Source organism: Xanthobacter tagetidis (assembly GCF_003667445.1).
GTDB lineage: Bacteria > Pseudomonadota > Alphaproteobacteria > Rhizobiales > Xanthobacteraceae > Xanthobacter > Xanthobacter tagetidis.
Window position 1 is genome coordinate 16036 of record NZ_RCTF01000002.1, and the last position, 12034, is coordinate 28069.

A 12034-nucleotide genomic window follows, 5' to 3' on the forward strand; every position below is an offset into this window, starting at 1 on the left:
GGGGCGGGCGCGCGGCGCCGGCTCGATCCGGCTTCTCGGGCAATGGCTTCACCGCGTCTTCCGTCCTTGAACCGCACACGGCGCGCGCCGCGCCACCCCTTGCGATAGCGCAAGCAGCCGCCGGGACCAAGGGGACAGCGGTTCGCGCGCGGTTGAGGAAAAGGCATCGCTTCCACTTGCGGGAGAGGGCGGGGCAGGGGGCAGGACGCTGGGCAGGACGCCCGGCCGGGAGAAACCGCAAGAACTGGCCATGAAAAACGTTATATCCAATTGAATATAACGGCATTCTTCTTCCGTAAAAACAGGCTATTTGCGCACCGCAGCAAGCTTTTCCGCAGATGTCCCGCAAATCCTGTTGACAGGGAAGGGGCGTGGACGTCATGTTGTGACCAAGTGGTCACAAATAGGCCGCGACACCGGGAGAAGCGTCGTGAAGGCTCGCGCTTTCGCATATGTGCGTCCGCGCACGCTGGAGGAGGCCCATGCCGCCTTCGCGGCGGCGGATGGCGATGCCAGCTTCATTTCCGGCGGCCAGAGCCTGGTTCCCGCGCTCGCCATGCGCCTCCAGGCGCCGCAGGTGCTGGTGGACCTTGCGGGCGTGGACGCGTTGCGCGGCGTGCATCTGGACGGGGACGTGCTGCGCATCGGCGCGCTCACCCGCCATGCGGACGCGCTGACCGACCCGCTCATCCGCCGCCATGCACCGCTGCTGGCCGCCGCCGCGCCGTTCGTGGCGCATCCGGCGATCCGCAATCGAGGCACGCTGGGCGGCAGCGTCGCGCTCGCCGATCCCGCGTCCGAATTCCCCGCCATGATGCTGGCCATGGGCGCCGAGATGGAGATTTCCGGCGACGCAGGCCTGCGGCGCGTGCCGGCGGACGAATACTTCCTCGACCTCTACCAGACCGCCATCGAGCCGGGCGAAATCCTGGTGGCGCTCCATGTTCCCGCGGCCGGCCCGCACGCGTGCTGCGCGTTCGACGAGATGGCGCGGCGCAGGGGCGACTATGCCATGGTCGGCGGCGGGCTGATGGCCGAGCGCGACGGCGATGCGCTGCGCGCCGTCCGCATCGCCTTGTTCTCGGTCGGGCCGACGCCGGTGCGCGCCAGGGGCGCCGAGGCGGCGCTGGAGGGCCGCGCGCCCGATGCCGACACCATCGCCGCCGCCCAGCGCGCGCTCGACGGCGACATCGACCCCATGGACGACGCGGAAGTCCCCGCCGCCATGCGGCGCCACCTCGCCCGCGTGCTGCTCGGCCGGCTCATCCGCAAGCTGGAGGCGGACCAATGACAGTTCCGGCCCCGGGTCTCGTCCCGCTCACCCTCACCGTCAACGGCGACGAGGTCGCGCGCATGGTGCCGCCGCGCACCACGCTCGCCGATTTCCTGCGCGCGGAATTGGAACTGACCGCGACCCATGTGGGCTGCGAGATGGGCGCTTGCGGTGCCTGCCTGGTCCTGCTGGACGGCGTGCCGGTGCATGCGTGCCTCGTGTTCGCGGTGCAGGCGGAGGGGCAAAAGGTGGAGACCGTGGAGGGCCTCGTGGCGCGCGGCGCGCTGGCGCGGCTCCAGGCGGCATTCCATGAGCGCAACGCGCTCCAGTGCGGCTTCTGCACCCCCGGCATGCTGGTGAACGCCTACGCGCTGCTGGAGCGCGGCGACGTGCCGGACCGTGAGGAGATCCGCGACGCCCTGTCCGGAAACTACTGCCGCTGCACCGGCTACGAGGCGATCGTCGACGCCATCGAGACCGCCGCCCGCGCGGCGCAAGAGGAAAGCGTCGGATGAACGCGCCCCTGGCCTTCGACCGTCCCGGCCGCCCGTCGCCCGAGGGCGCGGAGCACGCGCCCGCCTCCGGGCGCCATGTGGGCGCGCCTCTGCCGCGCCCGAACGCCAAGCGCCTTCTGGCCGGCCGCGGAGCCTATGTGAGCGACCTGAAGCTGCCGCGCATGCTGCATGCGGCCTTCGTGCGCGCGCCCTTCGCCCATGCCCGCATCGTCCGCATCGGCCTGGATGCGGCGCGTGCCGCGCCGGGGGTCGTGCTGGTGGCGACCGGGGAGGACCTCGCCAAGCTGTGCACGCCCTGGGTCGGAACGCTCGACCATTTCAAGGGCATGAAGTCCGCGCCCCAATTGCCGCTGCCGCTGGAGCGCGTCACCTGGAGCGGGCAGGCGGTGGTGGCCGTGGTGGCCGAGAGCCGCGCCGCCGCCGAGGACGCGGCCGAACTGGTCGAGGTCGGCTACGAGGAACTGCCGGTTCTGGCGGACCTCGACACGGCGCTCGCCCCCGACGCGCCGCGCATCGCGCCCGGCTTCGCGGACAATATCTGCTTCCGCAGCGTGGTGGAGACCGGCGAGGTGGACGACGCCTTCGCCGCCGCCGCTCATGTGGTGGAGGCCGACATGGCGTTCGGCCGCCACACCGGCGTGACCCTGGAGCCGCGGGCGCTGATCGCCGACTTCGACGCCAGCGAGCGCCGCCTCACCGTGCACCACGCCACCCAGACGCCGTTCCAGTTCCAGGACCTCTATGCCCGCCATTACGGCCTGCCCGAGGCCCGGGTGCGGGTGGTGGCGCCGGACGTGGGCGGCTCGTTCGGCATCAAGCTGCACGTCTATCACGAGGACATGGCGGTCATCGGCCTGTCCATGCTGGCGGGCCGGCCGGTGAAGTATGTGGCCGACCGGCTGGAGGCCTTCGTCTCCGACATCCACGCCCGCGACCACCGGGTGCGGGCCAGGGCGGCGCTGGACGCCAACGGCCGCCTCATCGCCATCGCCGCCGAGGACGAGACCGCCATCGGCCCTTTCTCCACCTATCCCCGCACCAGCGCGGTGGAGGGCAACCAGGTGATCCGCCTGATCGGCGCGCCCTACCGGCTCGATGCCTATCGCGGCGACCTGAAGGTGGTGTTCCAGAACAAGACCCAGACCAGCCAGTACCGCGCGGTGGGCCATCCCATCGCCTGCGCCGTCACAGAGCACCTGATGGACCGCGCGGCCGCGCGCCTCGGCCTCGACCCGTTCGACATCCGGGCCCGCAACCTGATCCCGGACGACGCCTATCCCTGCGCCTCCGCGACCGGCTACCGGTTCGAGAAGCTCTCGCACGAGGCCTGCCTCGCGCGGCTGAAGGGGCTGATGGACTATGACCGCCTGCGCGCCGAACAGGCGGAGCTGCGCGCGCGCGGCGTTCATCGCGGCATCGGCATCGCCGCCTTCGTCGAGATCACCAACCCGACGCCCGCGTTCTACGGCGTCGGCGGCGCGCGCATCTCGGCGCAGGACGGCGCGGTGATCGCGATCACGCCGTCCGGCGAGGTGCGCTGCACCATCTCGGTGACCGAGCAGGGGCAGGGGACCGAGGCCATCATCGGCCAGATCGTCGCCGACTATCTCGGCGTGCCGCAGGAGGTCGTGCGCGTCATCACCGGCGACACCGAGACGACGCCCCATGGCGGCGCCACCTGGGCCTGCCGCGGCGCCGGCATCGGCGGCGAGACCGCGCTCCAGGCGGCGAAGAAGCTCAAGGCCAACGTGCTGAAGGTGGCCGCCGCCATCCTTCAGGCGCAGCCGGGCGACCTCGACCTCGTGGACGGCCAGGTGGTGGCGGCGTCCGGCGGCGCGGCGCGGCTGTCGCTTGCCGAGGTGGCGCGCATCGCCTTCTTCCGCTCCGACACGCTGCCGCCGGGCACCGACGCGCAGCTCACCGTGGCGCACCACTTCGCGCCCTCGGGCTATCCCTTCGCCTTCACCAACGGCATCCACGGCTGCCATGTGGAGGTGGATGCCGAGACCGGCCTCGTGAAGATCCTCCGGCACTTCGTGGTGGAGGATTGCGGCCGCATCATCAATCCGCTTCTGGTGGACGAGCAGGTGCGCGGCGGCGTGGTGCAGGGCCTCGGCGCGGCCTTCTTCGAGGAATGCCGCTACGACGGAAACGGCCAGCTGCTCAACGGCTCGCTCGCCGACTATCTCGTGCCCATGGCGTGCGAGATGCCGGACATCGCCATCGCCCACATGGAAACGCCGACCAAGGACACCGAGCTCGGCGCCAAGGGCTGCGGCGAGGCCGGCACCGCCGCCGCCTCCGCCGCCGCGCTGAACGCCGTGAACGACGCGCTGGCGCCCCTCGGCGCGGTGCTGACCCAGATCCCCATGACCCCCGCGCGCATCCTGACGGCGCTCGGGGCCTTTTGACCAGACCATGACCAGAACCAAGAAACGCCACTCCGGGAGGATGACATGACAGGACCCTTCGAGCGTCCCTTCTCAAGCGTATCCCGCCGCGCCGTGCTCGCCGGCATGGGTGCCGGCGTCGGCCTGCTCGCCGCGCCCGCCATCGTGCGCGCCCAGGCGGACACCATCCGCATCGGCTTCCCCACCCCGCTCACCGGCCCGTTCGGCGCCGAGGCGAAGGACCAGGTGAAGAGCGCGGAGCTCGCGGTGAAGCTCGCCAACGACAAGGGCGGCATCGCCGGCCGCAAGGTCGAGCTTCTGGTGCGCGACGACAAGCTGAATGCCGGCGAGGCGGCGACCCGCACCCTCGAACTGATCGAGAAGGACAAGGTCCACGCCGTGGTGGGCGCGCTCTCGAGCGCGGTCCAGCTCGCCGTGAACGAGGTGACGCGCGCCCGCAAGGTGATCTACGTCTCCATCAGCCAGTCCGACACCATCAACGAGGTGAAGGACTTCTCGCGCTACACCTTCCACGAGGCGCTCAACCCGCACATGACCACCGCCGCGGTGGCGCGCGCGACCTTCAAGAAGGGCTCGAAGGTGGCCTTCCTGGTGGCGGACTACGCCTACGGCCACGAGATGCTGCGCGGCTTCAAGCGCGCCGCCGCCGAGATGGGCGCCGAGGTGGTGGGCGAGATCCTGCACCCGTTCGGCACGCCCGACTATTCGACGCTGATGCCGCGCCTGCGCGCCATGAAGCCGGACATCCTCGCGATCTGCAATTTCGGCCGCGACCAGGCCAACGCCATCAAGCAGGCCAACGATTTCGGCATGAACAAGCAGATGCAGATCGTGGTGCCGGTGCTGCTGCACAACCAGCGCATCGCGGTGGCGCCCGAGGTGTTCGAGGGCGTGATCGGCGGCGCCAACTATTATTGGCAGCTGGAGCAGACCGTGCCCACCGCCAAGAGCTTCAACGCCGCCTTCAAGGCGGCCTATGACGACGCCGTGCCCACCGACTACGGCGCCTACGGCTTCACCGGCGTCTCCTCCCTGCTGCTCGCCATGGAGAAGGCCGGCGGCACCGACACCGAGAAGGTGGTCGATGCGCTGGCGAGCCTCAAATACGACGTGGCCAAGGGCCCGCAATATTACCGCGCCTGCGACCACCAGTCGGTGCAGTCGGTGCTGGTGCTGAAGTCCAAGCCCAAGGCGGCGATGACGAGCCCGGTGGACCTGTTCGACATCGTCGCCAACGAGCCCGGCTCGGAGCAGATGCTGCGCACCTGCGCCGAGCTGGGCTTCCCCACCTGAGGGGGCGCCCGGGCGGTTTCGGCCGCCTTCGGCGGAGTTCTTGCGCTGGGCCCCGGCTCTCCTTCCACGGCGCGGTGCGCCGTTGCAGTCGGCCGGGGCGCGAGGCAGGAGCCTTGTCCCTGCCGGCAGCGGTCCCTGGCCAAGCGACGGCGCAGCCGGAGCGCCGAGCCGGGGTCCAGGGGAAAGGTCCTGCGCAGCAGGCGAAATTCCCTTCTCCCCGTGCGGGAGAAGGTGGATCGCGGCGCAGCCGCGAGACGGATGAGGGGGCGGGCGCGCGGGCATTCCGGGCGGCGCGAGCCCCTCACCCCCGACCCCTCTCCCGCAAGGGGAGAGGAGAGAGTGCATTGTCGCTGAAAGAAGCCCGATGGACCTTGAACTCATCCTGATGCAGCTGTTCTCCGGCCTCGCCCTCGGGGCGATCCTGGTGATGGTGGCGCTCGGCCTCACCATCGTCTTCGGCATGCTCGGCATCGTGAACTTCGCCCATGGCGCGCTGTTCATGGTGGGCGCCTATGCCGGCCTGTGGGTCGCTGCGCAGACCGGCAGCTTCTGGTGGGCGCTCCTCGTCGCGCCCATCGCCATCGGCGTGCTGGGCATGGCGATCGAGCGCTTCCTCATCCGCCCACTCTACGGCCGCTCGCCGGACGACCCGCTGCTGCTCACCTTCGGCCTCGGCTATGTGCTGGTGGAGAGCGTGCGCATCACCTTCGGCACCGACGGCATCCCGTTCTCGGCGCCCGAGGCGCTCCAGGGCGTGGTGGACCTGGGCGTCGGCTATTTCCCGCTCTACCGGCTGTTCGTGGTCGGCGTGGTGGCGCTCGTCCTGCTGCTGCTCTGGGTCGCGCTGGAGAAGACCCGCTTCGGCCTGATCGTGCGGGCCGGCGCGCGCGATCCGCTCATCATGAAGGTGCTGGGCGTCGATGTCGGCCGGCTGTGGCTGCTGGTGTTCGGCCTCGGCGTCGGCCTCACCGCGCTCGGCGGGGTGCTCGCCGCGCCGATGCGCAATGTGAGTCCGGAGATGGGCACGCTGGTGCTGGCCGAAGCCTTCGTCGTCACCGTCATCGGCGGCATGGGCTCCCTGCTGGGCGCGGTGGTGGCCGGCCTCCTTGTGGGCATCGCCGTGAGCATGACGGCGCTGTTCGCCCCCGAGATGGCGACCATCGTCATGTTCGCCTTGATGGCCCTCATCCTCCTGGTGCGTCCGCAAGGCCTGTTCGGCCGGCCCGGCGCGGGCGCGTGAGGAGGCGGCGCGTGAGCGGAGACCCCATGATGTCCACCACCGAACTTGCCGCGCCGGGCGCGCTCCCCGCCCACGGCCCGGTCTCCGCCGGCCGCGCGCTCGACCGCTGGCGCGTGCCCCTGACCGTGGCCGTGCTGTGCGTGCTGCCCTTCGTCCTGCCCTCGCAGGCGCTGGCGGTGAACGTGCTGATCTACGGGCTGTTCACGGTCGGCTTCAACCTGCTGTTCGGCTATACCGGGCTGCTCTCCTTCGGCCATGCCGCCTTCTTCGGCGCCGGCGCCTATCTCACCGGCATGTCCATCGTCCATTTCGGCTTCGGCTGGCTCGGCGCCATGCTCACCGGCGTGGTCGGGGCGAGCCTCCTGTCGGCGGTGATCGGCGCGCTCGCCATCCGCACCCGCGGCATCTATTTCTGCATGGTGACGCTGGCGCTGGCGCAGCTCGTCTACTACCTCGCGCTCCAGGCCTCGGGCTGGACCGGCGGCGAGAACGGCCTGCGCGGCTTCACCGTGGCGCGGGCGGAGCTGATCGGCGGGTTCTCGGTGAACCTGCTCGATCCGCTGCAGAAGTACTACTTCCTCATGGTGTTCGCGGCGTTGGCGCTGTGGTTCGTCTCGCGGGTGCTGAATTCGCCGTTCGGCGCCGCCATTGAGGCGGTGCGCGAGAACGAGACGCGGGCGCGCGCCTGCGGCTTCGACGTGGAGCGCACCAAGCTCCTGTCCTTCATCCTCTCCGGCGCGCTGTGCGGGCTCGCCGGCACGCTCTCGGCGCTGCATCTGTCCATCGTGCCGCTCGACGCGCTCAGCGTGCACACCTCGTCCATCGTCGTGATGATGACCATGCTGGGCGGTGCCGGCTCGTTCTTCGGCCCGTTCGTGGGAGCGCTGGTGTTCCTCCTGATCGAGGACGTGGCCTCGCTGTGGACCTCCCACTGGCAGCTGATCGTCGGCATCGTCTTCATCCTGTTCGTGCTGTTCATGCCCAAGGGCATCTGGGGCAGCCTGATCGCGCTCGCGCGCCGCGAGGGGAGGGCGCCGCGATGACCGCCATCATGAGCGTCACGGACGTCGGCCGCTCGTTCGGCGGCTTCGTCGCCCTCGCCGGCATCACCGCGGAGTTCGAGCGCAACAAGGTGACGGCGGTGATCGGCCCCAACGGCGCCGGCAAGAGCACCTTCTTCAACGTGCTCTCGGGCGTGCTCGCGCCCTCCACCGGCTCGATCCGCTTCAAGGGCCAGGAGCTGAAGGGGCTGAAGCAGCACCGCTTCGCCCATCTGGGCATCGCCCGCTCCTACCAGATCACCAACCTCTTCCCGCATCTGTCGGTGGAGGAGAACGTGCGCGTCGCCGCCCAGGCGCTTCGCACCCGCTACGACATCCTGCGCCACCGGGAGAGCTATCCGGAACTGCCGCAGAAGGCCGAGGCGGCGCTCGCCCAGGTGGGGCTGCTCCACCGGCGCGGCCGGCGCGCGCGCGACCTCGCCCATGGCGAGCAGCGGGCGCTGGAGATCGCCATCGCTTTGGTGGCCGATCCCGAGCTGCTGCTGCTCGACGAGCCCACCGCCGGCATGGGGCCGGAGGAGACCAAGGACATGGTGGCGCTGATCGAGCGCCTCGCGGCCGATCGCACCATCCTGCTGGTTGAGCACAAGATGAAGATGATCCTCGGCCTGTCCGACCGCATCCTGGTGCTGCATCACGGCCGGCTCATCGCCGACGGCACGCCGGCTGCGGTGCAGTCCGATCCGGAGGTCCGGCGCGTCTATCTGGGACAGAACGATGGCTATGCTTGAGGTCGAGAAGCTCAACGCCTGGTACGGCCCGAGCCATGTGGTGCACGACCTCTCCTTCGCCGTCGAGGAGGGCGAGATCGTCGCGCTGGTGGGCCGCAACGGTGCCGGCAAGACCTCGACCCTGCGCGCCATCATGGGGCTGATGCCGCGCGCCGAGGGGCGGGTCGCGTTCGACGGTACGAGCCTTCTGCCGCTCGGCGCCCATGCCCGCTTCCGGCTCGGCCTCGGCTACGTGCCGGAGGACCGCCGCATCGTGCCCGGCCTCACCGTGCGCGAGAATCTGGAGCTGGGCCTCGTGGCCGCCGGCCGCACCGACGTGGGCGCCGCCATCGACGAGATCGCCCGGAGCTTCCCGCGCCTCAAGGAGCGGCTCAACCAGCAGGGCACCACCATGTCCGGCGGCGAGCAGCAGATGCTCGCCATCGCCCGCGCCATCATCTCCCGCCCGAAGATGGTGCTGCTCGACGAGCCCTCCGAAGGCATCATGCCGGTGCTGGTGGAGGAGATGGGCACGCTGTTCCGCACCCTGCGCGACCAGGGCACGACGCTGCTGCTGGTGGAGCAGAACGTGGAATGGGCGCTGAAGCTCGCGGGCCGCGCCATCATCATCGACCAGGGCGAGAAGGTGTACGAATCCAGCGCCGCCGCTCTGCTCGCCGACAAGGACATCCAGGACCGCTACTGCGCAGTCTGAGGAGGCCCTTCGGCCTCCGGAAGGAGCACGAGATGGAGATCACCGGCGAATACCGCATCGCCGCCCCCCGCGACGTGGTGTGGCGGGCGGTGCTGGACCCGCAGGTGCTGGCCGCCTGCATCCCCGGCTGCAAGGAGCTGGAGCAGACCGCGGAGGGCGCCTATGCCGCCAAGGTGCAGCTCAAGGTAGGGCCGGTCTCGGCCACCTTCACCGGCACGGTGGAGCTTTCTGACCTCGATCCGCCCGCCGCGTGCCGCATCGTCGGCCAGGGCAATGGCGGCATCGCCGGCTTCGCCAAAAGCGAGGCGAAGGTGACGCTCGCCGAGGACGGCGCCGAGACGGTGCTTTCCTACGTCGCCGACGCGCAGATCGGCGGCAAGCTCGCCTCGCTCGGCGGCCGGCTCATCCAGGCGACGGCGCGGAAGCTCTCCGACCAGTTTTTCTCCGCCTTCGCCGCCAAGGTAGGGGCGGGCGAGACGGCGGCCCCGCCGGCGGGATGACGCGTCCGGCCGGCGCGGGACCAGGCGGGACGAGACTAGGCGGGACGAGACCAGCGGGATTTGCCCGTTGTGCGGCAGGATCAGGCCGGTCCGTCCCGGCGGTCCTCAGGCGCGGCCTACGGCGCGCGGCGCACGGGGCGAAGGGCTGCCCGCGTCGGCGGTCGGGTGGAAGGCCGCCACCTGCGCCAGCTCGCGCTCCACGAAGTCCCCCAGATGCTCGGCGGCGGCGCTCAGCGCCATCGGCCGGCGGTGCAGCACCAGCTCGATCGCCGGCAGGTCCGGCAGCCCGTCCCTCGGCCCCGGACACCGCATCCCCGGCTGCACCGCGCAGCGCGGAAACACCGACACCGCAAGGCCTGCGAACACCGCGGCCTGAAGCCCGGCCAGGCTTTCGCTGAACGAGGTGATGGTCCATCGCCGCCCCGCCCGCCCCAGTGCCTCCAGCGCCCGCTGGCGGTAGACGCTGCCCGGCGGTAGCACCGCGAGCGGCACCACCTCCTCCGCCTCCGGCCGGTCGTGGAGCCCCGCGACCCAGGTCAGGGGCTCCCGCCGCACCACGGTTCCGGTCTTCAGGTCCGGCTGGAGGGTGGCGATGACGAGGTCCAATTCGTCGCGCAGCATCGCCTCGTAAAGATGAACGCTCCGCATGCACCGCATCTCGATTTCCACATGCGGATGGGCCCTCGCGAAACGGCGCAGGAGCTGGGGCAGGAGATAGGCGGCGTAGAGGTCCGGCACGCCGAGGGTGACTGTGCCGCGGATTTCGGACGCATCGAAGCGGGCGCGCGCCTCGTCGTTGAGGCGCATGATGGCGCGGGCATATTCGAGGAACACCTCGCCGTCGGCGGTGAGCTTCAGATGCCGGCGGTCGAGATCGAACAGCGGCCGCCCCAGCGCGTCTTCCAGCCGCTTGATCTGCTGGGTCACGGCCGGCTGCGTTCGGCCCACCACCCGACCGGCCGAAGTGAGGCCGCCCGTGTCGACGATGGCGAGGAAGGTGCGGACCAAAGCGATGTCGAGGTCGGGGATCATAACCATAAGGATCGCGAATGCCGACGATTAGCACAATAGATTTCGGCTAATCGCAGCGCGGATGTACCGTTCGGAAGTCTACCTCGTTGTCGCGTCGGGTCTCAGGGTCACGCCAAGGCATAACGCCAAACCCTCAGGCCATATTCGGACTTTCGGTCAGGAAGCCGGCTGCGCAATCGCAGCTGGTGCGAGTCGCGCATAAATATTCCGGGCAACATCACGCTAGGTAAACCTGCGGATGACAAGGACCCGGAGAGGGAGGAAAGCCAGATGGATCTTTCACGACGCCATTTTCTTTATGCCAGCGGCGCCTTTGTCGCTGCCGGCGCACCGCTGTGCGGCACCGCCTTTGCGGCCGATCCCAAGTATCCGGTGCGGCCGATCGAGATGATCGTGCCGTGGGGCCCGGGCGGCGGCGCCGACCAGCTTGCCCGCCAGGTCGGCAAGCTCGCGGAGCCCATGCTTGGACAGGGCATGCCGGTGGTGAACGTGCCCGGCGGCACCGGCGCGACCGGCATGGCGAAGCTGCTCGCCGCGCCGGCGGACGGCTATTCCGCCGCCATCTACATCGCCGACGCCCACGCGCTGCTGGCCGGCCCGAACCCGCGCTGGCAGCTCTCCGACATCACGCCCGCGGCGGTGATGATCCAGGCGCCGTCCTTCATCTTCGTGGCCCAGGACAGCCGCTTCAAGACCTGGGCCGACTTCGAGAAGGAAGCCCGCGCCAACCCCAACAAGCTCAAGGTGGCCACCCTCGGCTTCGACAGCGTCGACGACTTCTCGCTGAGCTATCTGGCGGGCAAGGGCGTCAAGGTGGTGCAGGTGCCGTTCTCCAAGCCGAGCGAGCGCTACATCTCGATCCTCGGCGGCCATGCCGATGCGCTCTACGAGCAGGCGGGCGACGTCGGAAGCTTCCTCAGCAGCAAGCAGATGCGGCCGCTGATGGTGTTCGGCAAGGAGCGCTTCCCGGACTTCAAGGACATCCCCTGCAGCTACGAACTGGGCTTCCAGGTGGCGCTGCCCCAGTTCCGGGCGGTGGTGATGCGCGCGGGCACGCCGGCGGCAGCGCTGGCGGAATTCGACCAGGTGATGGGCAAGGTGGCGGCGAGCGAGGAATACAAGAAGTTCCTCAAGGATCAGATCGCCGATCCCAAGAGCTACCTGTCGGCGAGCCAGTCTTCGGCCTTCCTCGCCCAGCAGCTCACAGAGATGAAGGCGCTCGCCAAGCCCTCCTGAGCGCACCCGCGTCCCGGCCGCACCGGCCGGGACGCTTCGCCCTTCGTA

Annotated in this window: 11 protein-coding genes; 10 read left to right on the plus strand and 1 reads right to left on the minus strand. The window is 69.9% G+C overall.

From position 1 onward, the window contains the following. Positions 1–430 precede the first annotated feature (430 nt). The 9 genes from D9R14_RS02930 to D9R14_RS02970 all read left to right on the plus strand — a co-directional run bounded on the left by D9R14_RS02930 (position 431) and on the right by D9R14_RS02970 (position 9718). Positions 431–1291 (plus strand): FAD binding domain-containing protein, encoded by an 861-nt coding sequence (locus D9R14_RS02930; protein ID WP_121621825.1) that lies wholly within the window; start codon positions 431–433, stop codon positions 1289–1291. After that, positions 1288–1788, plus strand: coding sequence for a (2Fe-2S)-binding protein (locus tag D9R14_RS02935; RefSeq protein WP_121621826.1), 501 nt, complete (start codon positions 1288–1290; stop codon positions 1786–1788). The genes D9R14_RS02930 and D9R14_RS02935 overlap by 4 nt, the downstream gene beginning before the upstream one ends. Beyond that, complete coding sequence (locus D9R14_RS02940) at positions 1785–4199, plus strand: xanthine dehydrogenase family protein molybdopterin-binding subunit (protein ID WP_121621827.1); 2415 nt, start codon at positions 1785–1787, stop codon at positions 4197–4199. Before D9R14_RS02935 ends, D9R14_RS02940 begins: the two co-directional genes overlap by 4 nt. A gap of 45 nt (positions 4200–4244) precedes the next feature. Next, positions 4245–5492, plus strand: a complete 1248-nt coding sequence (locus D9R14_RS02945) for an ABC transporter substrate-binding protein (RefSeq protein ID WP_121621828.1) — start codon at positions 4245–4247, stop codon at positions 5490–5492. Positions 5493–5856: 364 nt separating this feature from the next. After that, positions 5857–6732 carry a branched-chain amino acid ABC transporter permease gene (locus D9R14_RS02950; protein ID WP_121621829.1) on the plus strand — a complete coding sequence of 292 codons (876 nt, stop codon included), beginning with the start codon at positions 5857–5859 and terminating at the stop codon, positions 6730–6732. 26 nt (positions 6733–6758) lie between these two features. Beyond that, entirely contained in the window at positions 6759–7775 is a 1017-nt protein-coding gene (locus D9R14_RS02955) for a branched-chain amino acid ABC transporter permease (RefSeq protein WP_394010344.1), read from the plus strand. Next, positions 7772–8524, plus strand: coding sequence for an ABC transporter ATP-binding protein (locus D9R14_RS02960; RefSeq protein WP_121621830.1), 753 nt, complete (start codon positions 7772–7774; stop codon positions 8522–8524). Before D9R14_RS02955 ends, D9R14_RS02960 begins: the two co-directional genes overlap by 4 nt. After that, positions 8517–9218: an ABC transporter ATP-binding protein gene (locus D9R14_RS02965; RefSeq protein WP_121621831.1), complete on the plus strand. Its 702-nt coding sequence runs from the start codon at positions 8517–8519 to the stop codon at positions 9216–9218. The genes D9R14_RS02960 and D9R14_RS02965 overlap by 8 nt, the downstream gene beginning before the upstream one ends. Positions 9219–9250: 32 nt before the next feature. Next, positions 9251–9718 (plus strand): SRPBCC family protein, encoded by a 468-nt coding sequence (locus D9R14_RS02970; RefSeq protein WP_121621832.1) that lies wholly within the window; start codon positions 9251–9253, stop codon positions 9716–9718. Positions 9719–9823: 105 nt separating this feature from the next. Here the strand turns inward: D9R14_RS02970 and D9R14_RS02975 are convergent, their stop codons facing one another. Beyond that, entirely contained in the window at positions 9824–10756 is a 933-nt protein-coding gene (locus D9R14_RS02975) for a LysR substrate-binding domain-containing protein (RefSeq protein ID WP_342634771.1), read from the minus strand. A 264-nt stretch (positions 10757–11020) separates the two neighbouring features. On the opposite strand from D9R14_RS02975, the gene D9R14_RS02980 reads away from it, so the two are divergent. Further along, positions 11021–11986 (plus strand): tripartite tricarboxylate transporter substrate binding protein, encoded by a 966-nt coding sequence (locus D9R14_RS02980; RefSeq protein ID WP_121621834.1) that lies wholly within the window; start codon positions 11021–11023, stop codon positions 11984–11986. Positions 11987–12034: the final 48 nt, after the last annotated feature.

Excerpts from the sequence above, each read along its gene's own strand:
- D9R14_RS02945 (WP_121621828.1), top strand. The coding sequence starts at position 4,245 with ATGACAGGACCCTTCGAGCGTCCCTTCTCAAGCGTATCCCGCCGCGCC.
- D9R14_RS02935 (WP_121621826.1), top strand. The coding sequence starts at position 1,288 with ATGACAGTTCCGGCCCCGGGTCTCGTCCCGCTCACCCTCACCGTCAAC.
- D9R14_RS02970 (WP_121621832.1), top strand. The coding sequence starts at position 9,251 with ATGGAGATCACCGGCGAATACCGCATCGCCGCCCCCCGCGACGTGGTG.
- D9R14_RS02965 (WP_121621831.1), top strand. The coding sequence starts at position 8,517 with ATGCTTGAGGTCGAGAAGCTCAACGCCTGGTACGGCCCGAGCCATGTG.
- D9R14_RS02975 (WP_342634771.1), bottom strand. The coding sequence starts at position 10,756 with ATGGTTATGATCCCCGACCTCGACATCGCTTTGGTCCGCACCTTCCTC.
- D9R14_RS02950 (WP_121621829.1), top strand. The coding sequence starts at position 5,857 with ATGGACCTTGAACTCATCCTGATGCAGCTGTTCTCCGGCCTCGCCCTC.
- D9R14_RS02980 (WP_121621834.1), top strand. The coding sequence starts at position 11,021 with ATGGATCTTTCACGACGCCATTTTCTTTATGCCAGCGGCGCCTTTGTC.
- D9R14_RS02960 (WP_121621830.1), top strand. The coding sequence starts at position 7,772 with ATGACCGCCATCATGAGCGTCACGGACGTCGGCCGCTCGTTCGGCGGC.
- D9R14_RS02940 (WP_121621827.1), top strand. The coding sequence starts at position 1,785 with ATGAACGCGCCCCTGGCCTTCGACCGTCCCGGCCGCCCGTCGCCCGAG.
- D9R14_RS02955 (WP_394010344.1), top strand. The coding sequence starts at position 6,759 with ATGATGTCCACCACCGAACTTGCCGCGCCGGGCGCGCTCCCCGCCCAC.